This window comes from Streptomyces sp. MI02-7b (assembly GCF_033793585.1).
Lineage (GTDB): Bacteria > Actinomycetota > Actinomycetes > Streptomycetales > Streptomycetaceae > Actinacidiphila.
The window spans coordinates 19,991-41,183 of sequence record NZ_JARAWX010000027.1 but is presented as its reverse complement, the minus strand read 5'-3'; the positions used below and the strand labels follow the sequence as shown (position 1 = coordinate 41,183).

Here is a 21,193-nt window from a genome sequence, read left to right as displayed (position 1 = left end):
GCGACCCGGGAGCCGAGCAACGCGGCTCGCGGACCGGCCCGGAGCACAGCAGGTCGTCGACGTTGATCCAGGTTCATCCAGTCCATCCCATCGGAAGGTAGAGCGTGTCCTCTTCCATCACCGCGCCCGAGGGCATCATCAACCCGCCGATCGACGAGCTGCTCGAGGCCACTGACTCGAAGTACAGCCTCGTGATCTACGCGGCCAAGCGCGCCCGTCAGATCAACGCGTACTACTCGCAGCTGGGCGAAGGCCTGCTCGAGTACGTCGGCCCCCTCGTGGACACCCACGTGCACGAGAAGCCGCTCTCGATCGCGCTGCGCGAGATCAACGCGGGTCTGCTGACCTCCGAGGCCATCGAGGGCCCGGCTCAGTAGCACGACCCAGGCACGCATCAGGGGGCCCGGCGGCCGAGCCGCCGGGCCCGTGGTGTGTCATGGGCAGGTACGCACACGGTCCACACAGCGCGGGAGAGACGATGGGCAAGCCACAGGTCGTCCTGGGTGTGAGCGGCGGGATCGCCGCCTACAAGGCGTGCGAGCTGGTGCGCCGGTTCACCGAGTCCGGCCACGAGGTACGGGTCGTGCCCACCGCCTCGGCGCTGCACTTCGTCGGCGAGGCCACCTGGTCCGCGCTGTCCGGCAACCCCGTCTCGACGGAGGTCTGGGAGTCCGTCCACGAGGTGCCGCACGTGCGCATCGGGCAGGGCGCCGACCTGGTCGTGGTCGCCCCCGCCACCGCCGACGTGCTGGCCAAGGCGGCCCACGGGCTGGCCGACGACCTGCTGACGAACACACTGCTGACCGCGCGCTGCCCGGTGGTGTTCGTGCCCGCCATGCACACCGAGATGTGGGAGCACGCGGCCACCCAGGAGAACGTGGCCACGCTCCGCCGCCGCGGCGCGATCGTGATCGAGCCCGCGGTCGGCCGGCTCACCGGCGTCGACACCGGCAAGGGCCGGTTCCCCGACCCGGCCGAGATCTTCGAGGCGTGCCGCCGGGTGCTGCTGCGCGGCTCCCGTGCCGCGGAGGCCGACCTGGCAGGACGCCACGTCGTGGTCAGCGCCGGTGGCACCCGTGAGCCGCTGGACCCCGTCCGCTACCTGGGCAACCGTTCCTCGGGCAAGCAGGGCTACGCCCTGGCCCGCACGGCCGTCGCACGGGGGGCCCGGGTCACCCTGATCGCCGCGAACACCGCGCTCGCCGACCCGGCCGGCGTCGACGTGGTCCGGGTGGGCACCGCCGTGCAGCTGCGCGAGGCGGTTCTGAAGGCCGCCGCCGACGCCGACGCGGTGGTGATGGCCGCAGCCGTCGCCGACTTCCGCCCGGCCCACTACGCCGAGGGCAAGATCAAGAAGAAGGACGGCGAGGACCCCGCGCCTGTCGAACTGGTGCGCAACCCCGACATCCTCGCCGAGCTCTCCGCCGAACGGCCCAGCGCCGCACAGGTCGTCGTGGGCTTCGCCGCCGAGACCGACGACGTGCTGGCCAACGGCCGCGCCAAGCTCGCCCGCAAGGCGTGCGACCTGCTGGTCGTCAACGAGGTCGGCGACCACAAGGCGTTCGGGACCGAGGAGAACGAGGCCGTGATCATCGGCGCCGACGGCACTGAGACCCCGGTGCCGCACGGCCCCAAGGAGGCTCTTGCCGAGCAGGTCTGGGACCTGGTCGTCCGGCGTCTTGCCTGACCGGTGCCCCGGTCGGGGCACGACACCGCGTGTCGCGCGAGCGCGCTACTGGCGTTCGCGCCCGGGGTGATGGACAGTGTTGCAGGTCACGGCGTTCCCAACGTTCGAGATGCCGTGTCCATCTTCGCGTCACCAACGATAAACTGACCCCTGGCCTGCCGGGCGCAGCCCCGCGCGAGCCACCAATGATCAGCCAGCAGCCGCTGCAACCCCAGGGAGCGATGTGTCCCGCCGCCTGTTCACTTCGGAGTCCGTGACCGAGGGTCACCCCGACAAGATCGCTGACCAGATCAGCGACACGATCCTCGACGCACTGCTCAAGGAGGACCCCACCTCCCGCGTCGCCGTCGAGACGTTGATCACCACCGGCCTGGTGCACGTCGCCGGAGAGGTCACCACCAAGGGTTACGCCGACATCGCGACCCTGGTGCGCAACAAGATCCTCGACATCGGCTACGACTCCTCGAAGAAGGGCTTCGACGGCGCCTCCTGCGGCGTCTCGGTGTCCATCGGCGCGCAGTCCCCGGACATCGCGCAGGGCGTCGACACGGCGTACGAGAACCGGGTCGAGGGCGATGAGGACGAGCTGGACAAGCAGGGCGCCGGCGACCAGGGCCTGATGTTCGGTTACGCGTGCGACGAGACCCCCGAGCTGATGCCGCTCCCGATCACGCTGGCGCACCGGCTCTCCCGGCGGCTGACCGAGGTCCGCAAGAACGGGACCATCCCGTACCTGCGTCCCGACGGCAAGACGCAGGTCACCATCGAGTACAACGGCGACAAGGCCGTGCGCCTGGACACCGTCGTCGTCTCCTCGCAGCACGCCAGCGACATCGACCTGGACTCGCTGCTCGCGCCCGACATCCGCGAGTTCGTCGTGGAGCCGGAGCTCAGGGCGCTCCTGGACGACGGCATCAAGATCGACACCGAGGGCTACCGCCTGCTGGTCAACCCGACCGGACGCTTCGAGATCGGCGGCCCGATGGGCGACGCCGGCCTCACCGGTCGCAAGATCATCATCGACACCTACGGCGGCATGGCCCGCCACGGCGGCGGCGCCTTCTCCGGCAAGGACCCGTCCAAGGTCGACCGCAGCGCCGCCTACGCGATGCGCTGGGTCGCCAAGAACGTCGTCGCCGCCGGCCTTGCAGCGCGCTGCGAGGTCCAGGTCGCGTACGCGATCGGCAAGGCCGAGCCGGTCGGCCTCTTCGTCGAGACCTTCGGCACCCACACCGTGGAGCCCGAGCGGATCGAGCAGGCCATCAGCCAGGTCTTCGACCTGCGCCCGGCCGCGATCATCCGCGACCTCGACCTGCTCCGCCCGATCTACGCCCAGACCGCGGCGTACGGGCACTTCGGCCGCGCCCTCCCCGACTTCACCTGGGAGCGCACCGACCGCGTCGAGGCGCTGCGCGAGACGGTCGGTCTCTAGCACCGCGTCGCACAGGGCATCGGGGACGGCCCCGGACCGCACGGTCCGGAGCCGTCCCCTTCTCGTCCCCGTTTCTCGTCCCCGTCGCTGCCCCTCCCGCTCCCTCCCGCTGGTGAGCGCCGCCGGGCGGCAGGGGCGCACGCTGTCCGAGCGGTCTGGTAACACTGAGGCTGTGAGCAGCGAGGACCACCACGAGACACCCCCGGCGGACGGGCCGCAGGGGGGAGAGCAGCTCGCGCTCATCCGGGAGACGGTGCGCAAGGCCAAGGAGCCCCGCGCCAAGCCGCGCACCTGGCGGGGGGCCGCGCTGGCCGACGGCCTGCCGGTCGCCCGGGTCCTGGTCGACAAGGGGCTGCTCCACCTCGACCAGTACTTCGACTACGCCGTGCCCGCCGCGATGGACGCCGAGGCGCGGCCGGGCGTCCGGGTGCGCGTCCGCTTCGGTGCGCGCGTGGTGAAGGGCCGCCGTGAGGGCGGGGAGCTGCATGACGGCTTCATCGTCGACCGGCTGGCCGAGAGCGACTACCGGGGGCCGCTCGCGCCGCTCGCCCAGGTGCTGTCGCCGGAGGAGGTGCTGACCCCCGAGCTGCTGCGGCTGTGCCGGGCGGTCGCCGACCGCTATGCCGGAGCGCTCGCCGACGTCGTCCAGCTCGCGGTGCCACCGCGGCGGGCGAAGGCCGAGGCCGAACCGGCCCGAGAGCCGCTGCCGGCCCCCGCCCCGGTGGACCCCGGAACGTGGCGGCGGTACGCCACCGGCCCCGCCTTCCTGCAGGCCCTCGCCCGCGGCGACACCCCGCGGGCGGTGTGGACGGCCCTGCCGGGACCGACCTGGCCCGAGGAGGTCGCCCGCGCCATGGCGGCGACGCTGGCCTCCGGGCGCGGAGCGCTCACGGTCGTCCCCGACGGCCGCGCGGCCGCCCGGATCGACACCGCGCTGACCGCGCTGCTCGGGGACGGGCGCCATGTGCTGCTCACCGCGGACGCCGGGCCCGAGGAGCGCTACCGCCGCTGGCTCGCGGTGAGCCGTGGAAGCGTACGCGCCGTCGTGGGCACCCGGGCCGCCATGTTCGCCCCGGTGGCGGACCTCGGCCTGACCGTGCTGTGGGACGACGGCGACTCCAGCCACGCCGAACCGCACGCGCCGCAGCCGCACGCCCGTGACGTCCTGCTGCTGCGAGCCACCGAGGAAGCGGCCGGATTCCTGCTGGGCGGCCTCACCTGCACCGTCGAGGGTGCCCAACTGATCGACAGCCAGTGGGCGTTGCCCATCACGGCGCCCCGCGAGCGGGTCCGGGCCGCCGCACCGCTGGTGCGCACCGTCGGCGAGGGCGACGAGGCGCGGGATGCCGCGGCGCGCGCTGCCCGCCTGCCGAGCGTGGCATGGCAGGTCACCCGCGACGCCCTCCAGCGGGGGCCGGTGCTCGTCCAGGTGCCGCGGCGCGGCTATGTGCCCCGGCTGGCCTGCGAGCGCTGCCGGGAACCCGCGCGGTGCGCGCAGTGCGCCGGACCGCTCCAGCTCGGCGACGGCGGCAGCGCACCGCACTGCGGCTGGTGCGGACGGCCCGAGGCGGCCTGGCACTGCAAGGAGTGCGGCGGCTTCCGGCTGCGCGCCCAGGTGGTCGGTGTCCGCCGCACCGCCGATGAACTCGGCCGCGCCTTCGCCAAGGTGCCCGTCCGCACCTCGGGCCGCGACGGGGTGCTGGCCTCGGTGCCGGAGACGCCCGCACTGGTGATCTCCACGCCCGGAGCCGAGCCGGTCGCCGACGGGGGTTACGCGGCCGCGCTGCTCCTGGACGGCTGGGCCCTGCTCAACCGTCCGGACCTGCGCGCGGGGGAGGAGACCCTGCGCCGCTGGGCCCACGCCGCGGCGCTGGTGCGCCCGGCCGGCGAGGGCGGCACCGTCGTGGTCATGGCGGAGCCCACGCTCCGCCCGGTGCAGGCCCTGGTGCGCTGGGACCCGGTCGGCCATGCGGTGCGGGAGCTGGCGGAACGCGCCGAGCTCGGCTTCCCGCCGGTCTCCCGGATGGCCTCGGTGAGCGGGCGTCCCGCTGCCGTGGCCGACCTGCTGGAGACCGTCCGCCTCCCGGAGGGCACCGACATCCTGGGGCCCGTGCCGTTGCCCGTCGTCGACCCCGCGCGCCCGCGCCGCAGCGGGGACACCCCGCCCGGCGAGCGGTGGGACCGCGTGCTGCTGCGTGTACGTCCGGGGAACGGGGCGGCGCTCGCCGCCGCCCTCAAGGCCGCGCAGACCGCCCGCATCGCCCGCAAGGAGGCCGACCCGGTGCGGGTGCGCATCGACCCGCCCGACATCGGGTGAGGCCTGCGCCCTGAGGCGCCCGCGCGCTCGGACTGAGCCCGCGCAGTGAGTCCGCAGACGCGTCCGCCCCGGCGTCCGGCCGGTGAGGCGCGGTGGGCGGCGGGGCGGGAGGGCGTCTGAGGGAGGAGGGAGGGTCAGCCGGTACGGGGGGCGGGGACCGCGCCGGGAAGCCCCTCGTCGCGGGTCATGGGTGTGGGCATGGTCCGGGCCGCGGGAACGGTGGGCGCGGGGACCGCCGCGACGGCCGGTGCGGGGGAGGCGGGCTCGCCGTGTGCCTCCACGGAGGTGGCGGTGGTCGCACGACGGGTGCCGTAGCGACGGTGGACGGCCTGCTTGGTGACGCCCAGCGCGGAGCCGACGGCGTCCCACGAGAAGCCCAGGGAGCGGTCGAACTCCACGGCCGCGGTCACCAGGGTCTCGACGCTGTCCCGCAGTTCCTGGGCGAGTCGTACGGTGGGGGCGGGCGCCCGGCCGTAGACGACGAATCCGGCGGACGGGCCGCTGCGCCGGGGGCGGTAGACATTGCCCAGCTGGGTGGTGAGGGTGCGCAGCGCGTCGACCTGTCGGCGGACCCGCTCGATGTCCCGCACCAGCAGGTGAAGGCTCGCCCTGGCCTGGGCGTCGTGAGTTGCGTGTTCGGGCATCAACTGGCCTCTCGAGCCGGCTCGTGTCGGTCAATCTCCTTTGACATCAACGCGCCAGCCGCCCGGGGAGTCACGCAGCGGGGGCGCATCGCGCTCGCCAGGGGGCGCGTGAAGCTGTGCGCGCCCCCACTCCGGCGGCCCATAGACTGGTGCAGTTGTCCACCCGTCGTCCACCACGGAGTCCGCCGCGTGTCCATCCAGCCGATCCGCCTCTTCGGCGACCCTGTGCTGCGCATGAAGGCGCAGCCGGTGACCGTATTCGACAAAGAACTGCGCACCCTCGTCAAGGACCTCGAGGAGACCATGCGCGACGCCCCGGGCGCGGGCCTGGCGGCCCCTCAGATCGGCGTGTCGCTGCGGGTGTTCACCTATCACGTCGACGGCGAGGTGGGCCACCTGGTCAACCCCGACCTGAGCCTGACCGACGAGGAACAGGACGGTCCCGAGGGCTGCCTCTCGCTGCCCGGCCTGCGCTTCGACACCAAGCGCGCCCACGGTGTCGTCGCCAGGGGCTTCAACATGCACGGTGACCCGGTGACCATCGAGGGCACCCAGCTGCTCGCGCGCTGCATCCAGCACGAGACCGACCACCTCGACGGGATCATCTTCATCGACCGGCTCGACCCGGAGCAGCGCAAGGCCGCCATGAAGGCGATACGGGAGGCGGAGTGGGCCGGGCAGCCCGAGCCCCAGGTCCGCGTCTCGCCGCACAGCACCTTCGGCCGCGCTCTGTAGAGCCGCGTTCTGTAGAAAGGCACCGCACCCGTATGAGGCTCGTCTTCGCCGGCACCCCCGAGGTCGCCGTTCCCGCCCTCGGCGCCCTGATCGCCTCCGGCCGGCACGAGGTCGTCGCCGTCGTCACGCGGCCCGACGCCGTCGCGGGCCGCGGGCGCAAGCTCGTCGCCAGCCCGGTGGCCCAGCGGGCCGAGGAGGCCGGGATCGAGGTGCTCAAGCCCGCGCGGCCCCGTGACGAGGACTTCCTGGCCCGGCTGCGCGAGATCGCGCCCGACTGCTGCCCGGTCGTCGCCTACGGAGCCCTGCTGCCGCGCGTCGCCCTCGACGTGCCCGCCCACGGGTGGGTCAACCTGCACTTCTCCCTGCTGCCCGCCTGGCGCGGCGCGGCGCCCGTCCAGCACGCGGTGATGGCCGGCGACGAGGTCACCGGCGCCTCCACCTTCCTCATCGAGGAGGGCCTGGACTCCGGGCCGGTCTACGGCGTCGTCACCGAGGACGTGCGGCCCCGGGACACCAGTGGCGACCTGCTCACCCGGCTCGCCCACAGCGGGGCGAGGCTGCTGGCGGCCACCATGGACGGCATCGAGGACGGCTCGCTGGTCGCCCGCCCGCAGCCCGCGGAGGGGATCACGACGGCGTCCAAGATCACCGTCGAGGACGCCCGGATCGACTGGAAGGCCCCCGCGCTGCGCGTGGACCGCCTGGTCCGCGGCTGCACCCCCGCCCCGGGCGCCTGGACCCTCTTCGGCGGCGAACGGCTGAAGATCGGCCCGGTGACCCTCCTGCCCGAGCACGACGGTCTCGCGCCCGGCGAGCTGGAGGTCACCAAGCGGGCCGTGCTCGTCGGCACCGGCAGCCATGCCGTGGAGCTCGGCGAGGTGCGCCCGCAGGGCAAGAAGCCGATGGCCGCCGCCGACTGGGCGCGCGGCGTCCGCGTCCCCTCCGGGGAGCGGCTGGGCGCGTGAGCGCGCGTCCCACGTACGCTCGGAACCGGGGCACGACGCCCCGCCGTACCACCGACCCTTCCGGAGCACCTTTCACGTGAGCGAACCGTCACGCCGCCGATCCCAGCCCGCCGCCCGCCGGGGCCGCTCGCAGGGGGAGCCGCCGCAAGGCGGCCGGCCCTACCGCAAGCCGCAGCGCGACCCCGTGCGCATCCTGGCCTTCGAGGCACTGCGGGCCGTCGACGAGCGAGACGCGTACGCCAACCTCGTCCTGCCCTCGCTGCTGCGCGAGGCCGAGGCCGAGGCGGTGCGCAAGGGCAGGGAGTTCGACCGGCGGGACGCCGCGCTGGCCACCGAACTGGTCTACGGAACGCTCCGCCGCCGGGGCACCTACGACGCCGTGATCGCGGCCTGCGTGGACCGCCCGCTGCGCGAGGTGGACCCGCCGGTGCTGGACGTGCTCTCCCTCGGCGCCCACCAGCTGCTGGGCACGCGCATCCCGACGCACGCCGCCGTCTCCGCGACCGTCGAGCTGGCCCGGGTCGTGCTGGGCGACGGGCGGGCGAAGTTCGTCAACGCCGTCCTGCGCCGCATCGCCGCGCAGGACCTGGACGCGTGGCTGGACGAGGTCGCCCCGCCCTACGACGAGGACCCCGAGGACCACCTCGCCGTCGTCCACTCCCACCCGCGGTGGATCGTCTCCGCCCTCTGGGACGCCCTCGGCGGCGGCCGCGCCGGCATGGAGGAACTGCTCGCGGCCGACAACGAGCGCCCCGAGGTCACGCTGGTCGCCCGGCCGGGCCGCGTCACGCCGCAGGAATTGGCCGACGCGCTGCCGCCGGACGCCACCGAGCCCGGCCGCTGGTCGCCGTACGCGGTCCGTCTCGCCGAGGGCGGCGACCCGGCGGCCGTCGAGGCGGTGCGCGAGGGCCGGGCCGGCGTGCAGGACGAGGGCAGTCAACTCGTCGCCGCGGCCCTGGCCGCGGCACCGCTCGGCGACGGCCCGGACCGGGTGTGGCTGGACGGCTGCGCGGGCCCCGGCGGCAAGGCGGCGCTGCTGGCCGCGCTCGCGGCGCAGCGCGGGGCGGCCCTGGTGGCCTCGGAGAAGCAGCCGCACCGTGCCCGCCTCGTCGCTCGCACGCTGGCCGGCAACCCGGGTCCCTATGAGGTCATCGTCGCCGACGGCACGCGTCCCGCGTGGCGGCCGGGCTCCTTCGACCGTGTGCTGGTCGACGTGCCCTGCACGGGCCTGGGGGCGCTGCGCCGCAGGCCCGAGGCCCGCTGGCGGCGCCGTGCCGAGGACCTGGCGGGCTTCGCGCCGCTGCAGCGCGGGCTGCTGGAGTCGGCGCTGCGCGCGGTGCGCGTCGGCGGTGTGGTCGGCTACGCCACCTGCTCGCCGCACCCGGCGGAGACCCGGGCCGTCGTCGAGGACGTGCTGGGCGCCTCCGGCGCCGTCGCCGTCGAGTGGGTCGACGCCCGGCCGCTGATGCCCGGTGTGGCGGACCTCGGGGACGGTCCCGACGTCCAGCTGTGGCCGCACCTGCACGGCACGGACGCGATGTACCTCGCGCTGCTGCGACGCACCGGCTGAGCGGGGGGAACGCGCCTGCGGCGTGCCCCGCTCCTAGACTGGGCCCGGCTGAAATGTCCTTGATGAGAGGATTGGGCACCATGTCCAAGCGAGGAAACAAGAGGCGCGCCCGGAAGAAGAAGGGCGCCAACCACGGCAAGCGTCCCAACGCGTGAGGCCCGGGCGCATCGCCGCCCGGCCGACCGGGGACGTCCTGTCCCGTCCGTGACCGCCCGCATCCCTGCGCGGGCGGTCACCGCCGTTCCGGGCCCGGCGCGGCCCACCCCTGGCCCGAACCGCCCGTCGCGCCGGTCGTGTTGACACCCGGCGGGCGGCGGCTCGCGCGTGGGCGCAGCGTGCCGGACGGGCCCCGGGTTTTCCACAGGCGCCGTGCCCGGATGCGCGGCCGGGGGGTCCGCACCGCCATACTGGGGGCATGGCCGTGCAGATCAACCCCAGCATCCTCTCCGCCGACTTCGCCCGGCTCGCCGACGAAGCCCGTGCGGTCGAGGGAGCCGACTGGCTCCATGTCGACGTGATGGACAACCACTTCGTCCCCAACCTCACGCTCGGTGTGCCGGTCGTCGAGTCGCTGCGCAAGGCGACCGAGACCCCGCTCGACTGCCACCTGATGATCGAGGACCCGGACCGCTGGGCGCCGGCCTACGTCGAGGCGGGCGCCGGCTCCGTCACCTTCCACGTCGAGGCCGCCGCCGCCCCCGTGCGCCTCGCCCGTGAGATCCGCGCCATGGGCGCCCGGGCCTCGATGGCGCTCAAGCCGGCCACCCCGATCGAGCCCTACGAGGACCTGCTGCCCGAGCTCGACATGCTGCTGATCATGACGGTGGAGCCGGGCTTCGGCGGCCAGGCCTTCCTCGACATCATGCTGCCCAAGATCCGCCGGGCCCGGCAGCTGATCGACCGGCACGGCCTGGAGCTGTGGCTCCAGGTGGACGGCGGCGTCTCCGCGTCCACGATCGAGCGCTGCGCCGAGGCCGGCGCCGACGTCTTCGTCGCCGGTTCCGCGGTCTACGGCGCGGAGGATCCCGCCGAGGCCGTGCGCGCGCTGCGCAAGCAGGCCGCGGCCGCCTGCGCCCACTGACCACTCCTTGGCGGCGTGCTCCGGTACCCGGCAGTACGTGCGAGGATGAGCGCGGAGCCGATCAGATGGGCAACTGGGGAGAGAACGTGACCACAGGCCGCACAGGGGTGCGCATGGGCCCCGGCGAGATGGTCCAGGCCGCGGCGATGGCACGCCGCTTCTACTTGGAGGGGAAGTCCAAGATCCAGATCGCCGAGGAGTTCGGTGTGAGCCGCTTCAAGGTGGCCCGGGTCCTGGAGACGGCCCTCGAACGCGATCTGGTGCGCATCGAGATCAGGGTCCCCGCCGAGCTCGACGCCGAACGCTCCGACGCCCTGCGCGCCCGGTACGGCCTGCGGCACGCGGTCGTCGTCGAATCCCCCGCCGACGAGACGGACGGCCCCGACCCGGAGAACCTGGGCGCGGTCGCCGCGCAGCTGCTCGGTGAACTGGTCAGTGAGGGCGACGTGCTGGGCCTCGCCTGGGGCCGCTCCATCATCACCATGGCCAACGCCCTCGACCGGCTCCCGCCCTGCACGGTCGTCCAGTTGACCGGCGTGTACGACGCGGGCACCGCCGACCGCGGGTCGGTCGAGGCGGTGCGTACCGCCGCGGCCGTCTCCGGGGGCGAGGCCCACCCCATGTACGCCCCCATGGTGCTGGCCGATCCGGCCACGGCCGCCGCGCTGCGCGCCCAGAGCGGTATCGCGGCCGCCATGAGCTACTTCGACAAGGTCACCGTCGCCGTCGTCTCCATCGGCTCGTGGGCGGCCGGCATCTCCACGGTGCACGACGCGCTCACCGACGACGAGCGCGAGCACTACGCGTCCCTGGGCGTGGCCGCCGAGATGTCCTCGCACCTGTTCGACACCGAGGGCCGCCTCGTCGGGCGGGACCTGGGGGAGCGCTGCATCACCATCGAGGCGGACCGGCTGCGCCGCATCCCGGAGGTGCTGGCGATCGCCGGCGGCCGGCGCAAGGCGGTCGCGGTGGACGCGGTCCTCCGCTCCGGTCTGGTCACCAGCATCGTCACCGACACCTCGGCGGCGGACTTCCTGCTGGAGTCGACCGTGCCCATGCCCCGTCCGGCGCTGGACCGCGCCGACCCCGGCGGGCTGTAGGCGATCGGCGGTTCACGCCCCCGGCGTGCCCTCGGGTGCGTCGGCCAGGCGGTCGAGCCACTCGGTCAGCAGCGCGCGTTCACCCGCCGTCAGCGCGGGGCTGCCCGGATCGCGCAGCGCGCCGGCCCGGCCGGCCACGGTCGCGGGCCCCGCGGCCGGGTTTCCCTCGTCCCCGTCGGTCGTGATCGCCCTCATCACGCTGTCGCGGGCGAGTGCGGACAGCCCCTGGTCGCGCTCCTCCGGGGGGTCGGCCAGGAGCGTGAACACGACCCCGACCCCGTTGGCGTGCATGAGGCGGGTCGCCCGTTCCACACTCATGCGCAGCCGCCCGGCGGACGCGACCCGGGCGACCAGGTCGCGCAGCAGCTCCACGGAGCGGGCGGCGGAGCCCTTCGCGGCGCGGGCGTCCCCGTAGATCAGCCGGTAGTAGGCCGGCATCGACAGTCCGAACTCCACGTGCAGGTCCCAGGAGCGCCGCAGGTCGGCGACGGGGTCGTCGGTCCTGGCGAGCGCCTGCTTCTCCGCCAGGTAGCCGTGGAAGCCGTACTCGGCGACGGCGTCGAGCAGGCCCTCCTTGTCGCCGAACACCCGGTAGAGGGTGGGTGCCTGGACCCCGGCCGCCGCGCTCACGGCGCGGGTCGACACCGCGTCGCGGCCCCCCTGGGACAGCAGGTCAGCGGCGGCCCGCAGGAGCCGTTCGCGCGTTCCCGGCGCCGACGCCTGTGCTGTCGCCTCTCCCATGGTTTCAATGATATCGAACCTACCGTAGCGTGATTGGGTAATAATGTTACCTTTCGTGTGATAGCAGCGGAAACACCAGGAAAGGCGGCATCCGTCATGCGATCGACACCGAGACCTACGACGTCGTCGTGGTGGGCGGCGGTACCGCCGGCAGCGTGATCGCCGGGCGCATGTCCGAGGACGACCGGGTCCGCGTGCTGCTGCCGGAGGCGGGAGGCCACCGCCCCACCGCGGCCATGACCTCGCCGCCGGCCTGACCGTCCCTGGTGCGGGGCCCGGCGAACTGGGGCGATTCCACCGTCCCCCGGGCGGCCACCGGCACGTCCGCCCTCCTGCCCCGCGGCCGCTTCCTGGGCGGCGGCTCCGCGATCAACGCATGGTCTTCGCGCGCGGGCACCGGTCAAGCTACGGCGCCTGGCCGGTCCTGGGAGCCGAGGGCTGGGGCTTCGACGACCTGCTGCCGTACTTCATGCGCAGCGAGAACACCGCCGGGCGCTACCCCGCGCTGCGCGGCGTCGGCGGCCCGCTCACCGTCGGGCCGCGCCCTGTTCCTCGTCGCCCGGTTGGGCCGGCGCTGGGGGACCCGGCTGACGCCGGAGGGCAAGCTCGAGTGGGCGGAGCAGGAGCTCCCGCCCTCCCGGATCCGGGGCCGGCACGGCGGTACGCACTGAGCCCATGCAGGGGCGCGAACGGCGGAGGATCCCCGCCGGTGCCGCGGCGGGCACGGTGGTCCCACGGTGCCCGCTGTCCCCACGGTTTTGGAGGAAAGCCCAAAAGAACGTCCTGAGCACCGGACTTTCGTCCGTGGCCGTTGCCGCCCCAGCCGTGCAAAAATCAAGTACGTGCGTTTCCTCAATGATGCAAAGCCTCCGTACGATCTGACGTACGACGACGTGTTCATGGTCCCCAGCCGTTCCGCGGTGGGTTCGCGCCAGGGCGTCGACCTCTCCGCTCCCGACGGCACCGGCACCACCATCCCCCTGGTGGTCGCCAACATGACCGCGATCGCCGGCCGGCGCATGGCCGAGACGGTCGCCCGCCGGGGAGGCCTGGTCGTCATCCCGCAGGACATCCCGATCGACGTGGTCACCGAGGTGATCGGCTGGGTCAAGCAGCGCCACCTCGTGCTCGACACGCCCATCTCCCTGGGAGGGCACGCCACCGTCGCCGACGCGCTGGCCCTGCTGCCCAAGCGCGCGCACGGCGCCGCCGTCGTCGTGGAGGACGGCCGCCCGGTCGGTGTCGTCACCGAGCACGACCTGACCGGCGTGGACCGCTTCACCCAGGTGTCCGTGGTCATGTCCAAGGACCTTCTGCTGCTGCCCGCGGACATCGACCCGCGCGAGGCCTTCAACCGCCTGGAGGAGGCCAACCGCAAGCTGGCCCCCGCCGTCGGCGCGGACGGCAGGCTGGCGGGCGTCATCACCCGTAAGGGCGCCCTGCGCGCCACCCTCTACACGCCCGCCACCGACGCGCGGGGCAGGCTGCGCATCGCCGCGGCCGTCGGCATCAACGGCGATGTGGCGGGCAAGGCCAAGCTGCTGCTGGACGCGGGCGTCGACACCCTCGTCGTGGACACCGCGCACGGCCACCAGGAGACGATGCTCCAGGCCGTCAGGGCCGTCCGGGCGCTGGACCCGCAGGTGCCGGTCGTGGCCGGCAACGTGGTCTCCGCCGAGGGCGTGCGCGACCTGATCGAGGCGGGCGCCGACATCGTCAAGGTCGGTGTGGGCCCCGGCGCGATGTGCACCACGCGCATGATGACCGGCGTGGGCCGCCCGCAGTTCTCCGCGGTGATGGAGTGCGCCGCCGAGGCCGCGAAGCACGGCAAGCACGTCTGGGCCGACGGCGGGGTGCGCCACCCGCGCGACGTGGCGATGGCGCTGGCCGCCGGCGCGTCCAACGTCATGGTCGGCTCCTGGTTCGCGGGCACCTACGAGTCGCCCGGCGACCTCCAGCAGACCGCCGACGGGCGGGTCTACAAGGAGAGCTTCGGCATGGCCTCGGCCCGCGCCGTGGCCAACCGCACCAGCGAGGACTCCGCCTACGACCGGGCCCGCAAGGCGCTGTTCGAGGAGGGCATCTCCACCTCGCGGATGTTCCTCGACCCGGCCCGCCCCGGCGTCGAGGACCTGATCGACTCGATCATCGCGGGCGTCCGCAGCTCCTGCACGTACGCGGGCGCCGCCAGCCTCGCCGAGTTCGCCGAGAAGGCCGTCGTCGGAATCCAGAGCGCGGCCGGCTACGCCGAGGGCAAGCCCCTGCACGCCAGCTGGCAGTGACCGACCCCCCTGCCACCGCTCCCCGTTCGCCCCGGCGTGCGGGGGAGGGGTCGGAGGCAGAGGCGCCCGGACACGCCGGGCGCCTTCGGCGCGGCCCTGTCACCGGGTCGCTCCGGAGATCGATTCGAGGCCTCGGCCGGGAGCGCTTCGGCGGGGGGACGGCGGCCGGGCTCGTAGTCTGTCCCGCGTACGGCATGCGCCGTTCCCAGCTCGCTCGCGAAGAGAAGTGATCCACCCCCCGTGCGCCTGAACGATCTCGACGAACGCATCGTCCACGCCCTCGCCGAGGACGCCCGCCGCTCGTACGCCGACATCGGCACGGTGGTCGGCCTCTCCGCCCCGGCCGTCAAGCGCCGGGTCGACCGCCTGCTGGCGGAGGGCGCCATCACGGGCTTCACGGTCCGGGTCGAGCCCTCGGCGCTGGGCTGGGAGACCGAGGCCTTCGTCGAGCTCTACTGCCGCCACAACACCTCGCCGGAGGACATCCGGCGCGGCCTGTCGAAGTACCCGGAGGTGGCCTCCGCCTCGACCGTCACGGGGGAGGCGGACGCCGTCGTCCAGATCTACGCCTCCGACGTGCGCCACTTCGAACGCGTCCTGGAGCGGATCGCGGGTGAGCCCTTCGTGGAGCGCACCAAATCGGTCCTGGTGCTCTCGCCGCTCCTGCGGCGCTACACCTCTGGCTCGCCGGCGTAGTCGGCGCCCACGCAACGAATCACCGGAAAGACCGCTCCGCGCGCAACGAATCGACGGTTGGTGCGCAATGGACGCGTCTTGTCGCCGCCGTGGCCGGAATCGTACCGTCGAGACAGACCCGAACCGGCTTCCCACCAGGCGAAAGAGGCTCCATGGCGCCGCTGCGCACCGCGCTGTACCAAGGCCCGAGCGGCGTCCCCTCGTCCGTCGACGACAGCGTGGCCGCGCTCGACGCGGCCGTGCGCAGGGCCGCCGCGGCGGGGGCCCGGCTGCTGGTCACCTCCGAGATGTTCGCGACCGGCTACGCCCTCGGCGAGGCGGTCCCGGCCCTCGCCGAGGCCTCCGACGGCCCCACGGCCGGACGCATCGCGCGCATCGCCGCCGCGTACGGCCTCGGCATCGTCTACGGATACCCCGAGCGCGACGGCGACGACGTCTTCAACGCCGCCCAGCTGATCGGCCCGGACGGCGAACGCCTCGCCAACTACCGCAAGACCCATCTCTTCGGCGACTTCGAGCGCGCCTGGTTCACCCCCGGCGACGAGGCCGTCGTCCAGGCCGAGCTCGACGGCACCCGGATCGGCATCCTGATCTGCTACGACGTCGAGTTCCCGGAGATGGTGCGGGCGCACGCCCTGGCCGGCACCGAACTGCTGGCCGTGCCGACCGCGCTCATGCGGCCGTACGAGTTCGTCCCCCAGACCCTCGTGCCGGCCCGCGCCTACGAGAGCCAGCTGCACGTGGCCTACGCCAACCGCTGCGGGCCCGAGGGCGAGTTCGACTTCGCCGGGCTCAGCTGCCTCGCCGGCCCCGACGGCGCGGTCCGCGCCCGGGCCGGCACCACGGAGGAACTGGTCGTCGCCGACGCCGACCCCGCCGTCCTGCGCGCCGTCCGCGAGGAGACGCCCTACCTCGCCGACCGCCGCCCCGAGCTCTACCGCTCGCTGGGCTGAACCCCACCCCTCGCGCCCCCGCCCCCGTTCCACTGCCAGGAGAGCCACCCCATGACGTCCACGGTGCCCACCGCGGTCCACGACGAGCAGCACCCCGAGGTGCCGTCGGCCCCGCCCATCACCATGTTCGGCCCGGACTTCCCCTTCGCGTACGACGACTTCCTGGCCGACCCGGCGGGCCTCGGCTCCATACCGGCGACCGCCCACGGCACCGAGGTCGCGGTCATCGGCGGCGGCCTGTCCGGCATCGTCGCCGCGTACGAACTGATGAAGATGGGCCTCAAGCCCGTCGTCTACGAGGCCGACCGAATCGGCGGCCGGCTGCGCACCGTCGGCTTCGAGGGCTGCGACGAGAGCCTGACCGCGGAGATGGGCGCGATGCGCTTCCCGCCGTCGTCCACGGCGCTGCAGCACTACATCGACCTGGTGGGGCTGGAGACCAGGCCCTTCCCCAACCCGCTCGCCCCCGAGACCCCGTCGACCGTCGTCGACCTCAAGGGCGAGTCGCACTACGCCGAGAGCGTCGAGGACCTGCCGCAGGTCTACCGGGACGTCGCGCACGCCTGGAACACCTGCCTGGAGGAGGGCGCGGACTTCAGCGACATGAACCGCGCCATGCGCGAGCGCGACGTCCCCCGCATCCGCGAGATCTGGTCGAAGCTGGTCGAGAAGCTCGACAACCAGACCTTCTACGGCTTCCTGTGCGACTCCGAGGCCTTCACGTCCTTCCGCCACCGCGAGATCTTCGGTCAGGTCGGCTTCGGCACCGGCGGCTGGGACACCGACTTCCCCAACTCCATCCTGGAGATCCTGCGCGTCGTCTACACCGAGGCCGACGACCACCACCGCGGCATCGTCGGCGGCAGCCAGCAGCTCCCGGTGCGCCTGTGGGAGCGCGAGCCCGAGAAGATCGTGCACTGGCCCTACGGCACCTCGCTGAAGTCGCTGCACGGCGGCACCCCGCGGCCGGCCGTCACCCGCCTGCACCGCACCGCCGGCAACCGCATCACGGTCACCGACGCCGACGGCGCCATCCGCACCTACCAGGCGGCGATCTTCACCGCGCAGAGCTGGATGCTGCTCAGCAAGATCGACTGCGACGACTCGCTCTTCCCGATCGACCACTGGACGGCGATCGAGCGCACGCACTACATGGAGTCCAGCAAGCTGTTCGTCCCCGTGGACCGGCCGTTCTGGCTCGACAAGGACGAGGAGACCGGCCGTGACGTGATGAGCATGACGCTCACGGACCGTATGACCCGCGGCACCTACCTGCTGGACAACGGCCCGGACCGGCCGGCCGTGATCTGCCTGTCGTACACCTGGTGCGACGACAGCCTCAAGTGGCTGCCGCTGAGCGCGTCCGAGCGCATGGAGGTCATGCTCAAGTCGCTCCGCGAGATCTACCCGAAGGTCGACATCCGCCGGCACGTCATCGGCAACCCGGTGACCGTCTCCTGGGAGAACGAGCCCTACTTCATGGGCGCGTTCAAGGCCAACCTGCCCGGCCACTACCGCTACCAGCGGCGCCTGTTCACGCACTTCATGCAGGACACGCTGCCCGAGGACAAGCGCGGCATCTTCCTCGCCGGCGACGACATCTCCTGGACGGCGGGCTGGGCCGAGGGCGCCGTGCAGACCGCGCTCAACGCCGTGTGGGGCGTCATGCACCAGTTCGGCGGCGCCACCGACGAGACCAACCCGGGCCCCGGCGACCGCTACGACGAGATCGCGCCGGTCGTGCTCGACGAGGACTGAGCACAGCCCGCCCTCAGCGGTCCAACGGGGTCAGCAGGAAGCGCCCGACGAGCCCGACGCCCGCGTCGAGCTTCTCGGTGAACTCCTCGTACACCTCCGGCAGACCGCGCAGCGACCACAGCACGCGGGACGCGGCCCACGCCGCGTCCCGCGCGCGGTCCAGGCTCCACGAACCGGCCAGATGCGTCAGCGGATCGGCGAGGTCCAGCAGGTCGGGGCCCGGCATCAGCTCCTCGCGGACCCGCTCCTCGACCGCCGTCAGCAGATCCCCGACCCGGTCGAAGTCCCCCTCCAGCGAGGCGGGCTCGCGTCCCAGCGCCGCGCAGGTGTCCACCACCGACAGCGCGAGATCGTGCCCCACGTGGGCGTTGATGCCCGCGAGCGCGAACTGCACCGGGCGCACGCCCGGATGCCCGCGCAGCAGCAGCAGCGGCCGCCAGCAGGCCGGCACGGTGCGGCCGTCCGGGCCGCCCTCGACCGCGGTCAGGTAGCGGCCGGCGAAGCGGGCGGCCAGCTCGGCGGCGGCCGGGGGATCGCCGAACGCGCCGGCGGCCAGCCGGCGGGACAGTTCCTCGGTGACCGACAGATAGACGCGGTTGAACACCGCGACGCCGTCGCGGGGCGGCAGCCCCGCGCCCACCGCCCGCATCCGCGCCACCACCTGCTCCACGGGTGCGGGTGCGGCCCGCTGTGCCGTCGTCATGCGGTCAGCGTTGCAGTGCGGGGTGGTGGGGGCGTGGCACGGCGCGGGTCCGGTCCCCGGAACGGGTGCGTTTTTTTCCCCGCCCGCCCTCCCTCCCCCAACCTTCGGCCGGGGGTGCCCCCAGCCCTGTGAAGTCAGGTCACCCCGGCGCGCGTTTCGTGGGGGCCGGGTGCGGGGCCTCCGGGGCTGCACGTCCTGGACTGGGATATTTACGCGCGTTTCCCGCACTTGCTCATCCCGTCCCTGCCCGGATGGTGCGCACAAATATCCCGCAGCGTCCAGAACATCCACCCTCCCCCAGCCTCCGGCCGGGGGTGCCCCCACCTCCCCCGCCCATGCGCCTGATCCCCGGTGGGGGTGTGGGGGGCGGTCCGGGTGACCCCGGTTGCCTGAATCCCCCCGGTGTGTGGGCAGTGACGGCTGCGCCCTTGGACGGCGCTGCGCCAACGGTGGCCCGAGCACGGTGCCGCTTCTACCCCCCACCGGGGATCAGGCGCGACAACTTACGAGGGGGCGGGGGAGTTGGGGGCACCCCCGGCCGGAGGCTGGGGGAGGGTGGATGTTCTGGACTGTGGAGCATATTTGGGTGCACGACCCGGGGTGATCAGTTGAGAGCGCCCGAGGCACCTAAATGTGCTGTCCAGAATGGCCAGCCCCGGAGGCCCCGCACCCGGCACCCCACGAAACGCGCGTCGGGGCGCCCAGACCGTGCCGGGCACACGGGCGGGAGGGCGGGGGAAAAGAACCTACGGGACGGACCAGTCCGCCCGGAGGAGGGCGTACTCGACCTCGCCGTGCTCGGCCCCCGGCAACGGCTCCCCCCACTGCTCGTGAAAGACCCGCACGAACGAGAGCCCCGCGTTCTCCATGACGCGCCGCGACCGCGCGTTGACGAACATGGTCTCCGCGTACACGCGCCCCGCCCCCAGGTCCGTGAAGGCCTTCGCGACCAGCGCGCGAGCGCCCTCCGTGGCGTAGCCGCGGCCCCACGCGGTGCGCCGCAGCCGGTAACCGAGTTCGAGGTCGTCCGCGGGGCCGCCGTCGCGCGGGGTGAGGGCGAACCAGCCGACGAAGTGCCCGGTGGGGCGCTCCTCGGCGGCCCAGACCTGGGAGCGCGCGAAGCGCGGCAGCACCTCGTGCCGGATGACGTCGGCGGGGGTCGGGCGCCCGAGGTAGCGCATGACCTCGGGGTCGCTGTCGAGGCCGATGAGGTGGTCGGCGTCCGCGTCGCTGTCGGTGAAGTGCCGCAGGCGCAGCCGCTCCGTCTCCAGGAAGATCCGCATGCGGGGCAGGCTAGACGTGCGGCGCGGCCGCCGCGACGGGATTGTCGGTGCGTTCGGCCGCCGACGTGCCGGCGGCCCGCAGGACGCCCGCGCCGAGGGTGAGCCCGACGGCCAGCAGGGTGACCAGGCCGAACGAGGCCTGGAGGGAGCTGGCCTGCGCGATGGAGCCGATGGCGGCGGGGGCGACGAGCCCGGAGGTGTACGTGACGGTGGCGACGCCCGCGATGGCCTGGCTCGGGTTGGGCCCGCTGCGCCCGGCCGCGGCGAAGCACAGCGGCACGACGACGGCGATGCCGACGCCGAGGAGGGCGAAGCCGGCGATGGCCGCGATCTGGTTGGCCGCGGTGGCCACCAGGACACCGCCCGCGGTGGCGAGGACGCCGCCGACGCGTACCGTGCGGACCGGCCCGAAGCGGCGTACGACGAGGTCGCCGAGGAGCCGGGAGACGGCCATGGTGCAGGCGAAGGCGGTGTAGGAGGCGGCGGCGACGCCGGGCGAGGCGCCGGTGATGTCGCGCAGGTAGACCGCGCTCCAGTCCATGCTGGCGCCCTCCGCGAAGACCGCGCAGAAGCCGATCGCGCCGATGACCAGGGCGGAGCGCGGAGGCAGCGCGAAGCGGGCGGGGGCCTCGTCGTGCTGGGCGGGCCGCAGGTCCAGGACGCCGCCGCAGACCAGCAGCCCGACCGCGACGAGTACGGCGGCGGCGGTCGCGAGGTGGACGCGCGCGTCGATCTCCGCGTGGGCCGCGACGACGCCGACGAGGGAGCCGAGCAGCGCGCCGGCGCTCCACATGCCGTGCAGGCCGGACATGATCGACCGGCCGAGGCGTTCCTCGACCTCGACCCCCTGGGCGTTCATGACCACGTCCGCCATGCCCGCGGAGGCCCCGTAGACGAACATCGCCCCGCACAGCCAGGGCAGGCCGGGGGACAGGGCCGGCAGCGCGAGGGAGGCGCACCACAGGGTGACCAGGACGCGCAGCGCCGCGCGCATGCCGAGGACGTGCGCGATGCGCGCCGCCAGCGGCATGGCCGCGGACGCGCCGAGGGCGGCGAAGACGAGGGCGAAGCCGAGCTGTCCCGCGCTGAGGTCCGCGTGCTCCTGGATCCAGGGGATCCGGGTGGCGAAGCTGCCGGTGACCGCTCCGTGCACGGCGAAGATGGCGGCGACGGCCAGGTGGGCACGTCGCAGCCGCGGCTCGGTCTTCCTCGTCGTGGTCGTCGCCATGGGTGATCCCTCCCAGTG

Annotated in this window: 20 protein-coding genes; 15 read left to right on the top strand and 5 right to left on the bottom strand. The window is 73.6% G+C overall.

From position 1 onward, the window contains the following. Nucleotides 1-104: 104 nt before the first annotated feature. The 4 genes from rpoZ to PV364_RS33270 all read left to right on the top strand — a co-directional run bounded on the left by rpoZ (nt 105) and on the right by PV364_RS33270 (nt 5,436). Nucleotides 105-377: a DNA-directed RNA polymerase subunit omega gene (gene rpoZ, locus PV364_RS33285; RefSeq protein WP_005319902.1), complete on the top strand. Its 273-nt coding sequence runs from the start codon at nt 105-107 to the stop codon at nt 375-377. A 101-nt stretch (nt 378-478) separates the two neighbouring features. Continuing rightward, a complete protein-coding gene (coaBC, locus tag PV364_RS33280; RefSeq protein ID WP_319664312.1) occupies nt 479-1,687 on the top strand; it encodes a bifunctional phosphopantothenoylcysteine decarboxylase/phosphopantothenate--cysteine ligase CoaBC in 1,209 nt (402 codons plus the stop codon). Between the two features lie 223 nt (nt 1,688-1,910). Beyond that, nucleotides 1,911-3,119 (top strand): methionine adenosyltransferase, encoded by a 1,209-nt coding sequence (gene metK / locus PV364_RS33275; RefSeq protein WP_319664311.1) that lies wholly within the window; start codon nt 1,911-1,913, stop codon nt 3,117-3,119. Between the two features lie 172 nt (nt 3,120-3,291). Next, a complete protein-coding gene (locus PV364_RS33270) occupies nt 3,292-5,436 on the top strand; it encodes a primosomal protein N' (RefSeq protein WP_319664310.1) in 2,145 nt (714 codons plus the stop codon). Between the two features lie 134 nt (nt 5,437-5,570). Here PV364_RS33270 and PV364_RS33265 read toward each other — a convergent pair whose 3' ends face one another. Then, nucleotides 5,571-6,080 (bottom strand): hypothetical protein, encoded by a 510-nt coding sequence (locus PV364_RS33265; RefSeq protein ID WP_319664309.1) that lies wholly within the window; start codon nt 6,078-6,080, stop codon nt 5,571-5,573. Nucleotides 6,081-6,269: 189 nt separating this feature from the next. On the opposite strand from PV364_RS33265, the gene def reads away from it, so the two are divergent. The 6 genes from def to PV364_RS33240 all read left to right on the top strand — a co-directional run bounded on the left by def (nt 6,270) and on the right by PV364_RS33240 (nt 11,531). Further along, a complete protein-coding gene (gene def / locus PV364_RS33260) occupies nt 6,270-6,815 on the top strand; it encodes a peptide deformylase (RefSeq protein WP_319664308.1) in 546 nt (181 codons plus the stop codon). 32 nt (nt 6,816-6,847) lie between these two features. After that, a complete protein-coding gene (gene fmt, locus PV364_RS33255; RefSeq protein WP_319664307.1) occupies nt 6,848-7,780 on the top strand; it encodes a methionyl-tRNA formyltransferase in 933 nt (310 codons plus the stop codon). 184 nt (nt 7,781-7,964) lie between these two features. Further along, nucleotides 7,965-9,350, top strand: a complete 1,386-nt coding sequence (locus tag PV364_RS33250; protein WP_319664407.1) for an RsmB/NOP family class I SAM-dependent RNA methyltransferase — start codon at nt 7,965-7,967, stop codon at nt 9,348-9,350. Nucleotides 9,351-9,430: 80 nt separating this feature from the next. Continuing rightward, the gene (locus PV364_RS41395; RefSeq protein ID WP_373297613.1) at nt 9,431-9,505 is read left to right on the top strand and encodes a 50S ribosomal protein bL37; all 75 of its coding nucleotides are present in this window, start codon (nt 9,431-9,433) and stop codon (nt 9,503-9,505) included. A 260-nt stretch (nt 9,506-9,765) separates the two neighbouring features. Continuing rightward, nucleotides 9,766-10,431 (top strand): ribulose-phosphate 3-epimerase, encoded by a 666-nt coding sequence (gene rpe, locus PV364_RS33245; protein ID WP_319664306.1) that lies wholly within the window; start codon nt 9,766-9,768, stop codon nt 10,429-10,431. 65 nt (nt 10,432-10,496) lie between these two features. Next, nucleotides 10,497-11,531, top strand: coding sequence for a sugar-binding transcriptional regulator (locus PV364_RS33240; RefSeq protein WP_415924636.1), 1,035 nt, complete (start codon nt 10,497-10,499; stop codon nt 11,529-11,531). A gap of 12 nt (nt 11,532-11,543) precedes the next feature. On the opposite strand, the gene PV364_RS33235 is transcribed toward PV364_RS33240, so the two are convergent. Next, the gene (locus PV364_RS33235; protein WP_319664304.1) at nt 11,544-12,272 is read right to left on the bottom strand and encodes a helix-turn-helix domain-containing protein; all 729 of its coding nucleotides are present in this window, start codon (nt 12,270-12,272) and stop codon (nt 11,544-11,546) included. A 128-nt stretch (nt 12,273-12,400) separates the two neighbouring features. On the opposite strand from PV364_RS33235, the gene PV364_RS33230 reads away from it, so the two are divergent. From PV364_RS33230 to PV364_RS33205, 5 genes are all read left to right on the top strand, one after another. Further along, nucleotides 12,401-12,529 carry a GMC family oxidoreductase N-terminal domain-containing protein gene (locus tag PV364_RS33230; RefSeq protein ID WP_319664303.1) on the top strand — a complete coding sequence of 43 codons (129 nt, stop codon included), beginning with the start codon at nt 12,401-12,403 and terminating at the stop codon, nt 12,527-12,529. Between the two features lie 576 nt (nt 12,530-13,105). After that, nucleotides 13,106-14,554 (top strand): GuaB1 family IMP dehydrogenase-related protein, encoded by a 1,449-nt coding sequence (locus PV364_RS33220; RefSeq protein WP_319664405.1) that lies wholly within the window; start codon nt 13,106-13,108, stop codon nt 14,552-14,554. 240 nt (nt 14,555-14,794) lie between these two features. Continuing rightward, nucleotides 14,795-15,250 carry an Lrp/AsnC family transcriptional regulator gene (locus tag PV364_RS33215; RefSeq protein WP_319664301.1) on the top strand — a complete coding sequence of 152 codons (456 nt, stop codon included), beginning with the start codon at nt 14,795-14,797 and terminating at the stop codon, nt 15,248-15,250. Nucleotides 15,251-15,402: 152 nt separating this feature from the next. After that, complete coding sequence (locus PV364_RS33210) at nt 15,403-16,203, top strand: carbon-nitrogen hydrolase family protein (RefSeq protein WP_319664300.1); 801 nt, start codon at nt 15,403-15,405, stop codon at nt 16,201-16,203. Nucleotides 16,204-16,254: 51 nt separating this feature from the next. Beyond that, nucleotides 16,255-17,961: a flavin monoamine oxidase family protein gene (locus PV364_RS33205; protein WP_319664299.1), complete on the top strand. Its 1,707-nt coding sequence runs from the start codon at nt 16,255-16,257 to the stop codon at nt 17,959-17,961. Between the two features lie 13 nt (nt 17,962-17,974). On the opposite strand, the gene PV364_RS33200 is transcribed toward PV364_RS33205, so the two are convergent. The 3 genes from PV364_RS33200 to PV364_RS33190 form a co-directional block, all read right to left on the bottom strand. Continuing rightward, nucleotides 17,975-18,664 carry a DUF5995 family protein gene (locus PV364_RS33200; RefSeq protein ID WP_319664297.1) on the bottom strand — a complete coding sequence of 230 codons (690 nt, stop codon included), beginning with the start codon at nt 18,662-18,664 and terminating at the stop codon, nt 17,975-17,977. Nucleotides 18,665-19,410: 746 nt separating this feature from the next. Then, nucleotides 19,411-19,947, bottom strand: coding sequence for a GNAT family N-acetyltransferase (locus PV364_RS33195; protein ID WP_319664296.1), 537 nt, complete (start codon nt 19,945-19,947; stop codon nt 19,411-19,413). Nucleotides 19,948-19,957: 10 nt separating this feature from the next. Continuing rightward, nucleotides 19,958-21,175: an MFS transporter gene (locus PV364_RS33190; protein ID WP_319664295.1), complete on the bottom strand. Its 1,218-nt coding sequence runs from the start codon at nt 21,173-21,175 to the stop codon at nt 19,958-19,960. Between the last annotated feature and the right edge of the window lie 18 nt (nt 21,176-21,193).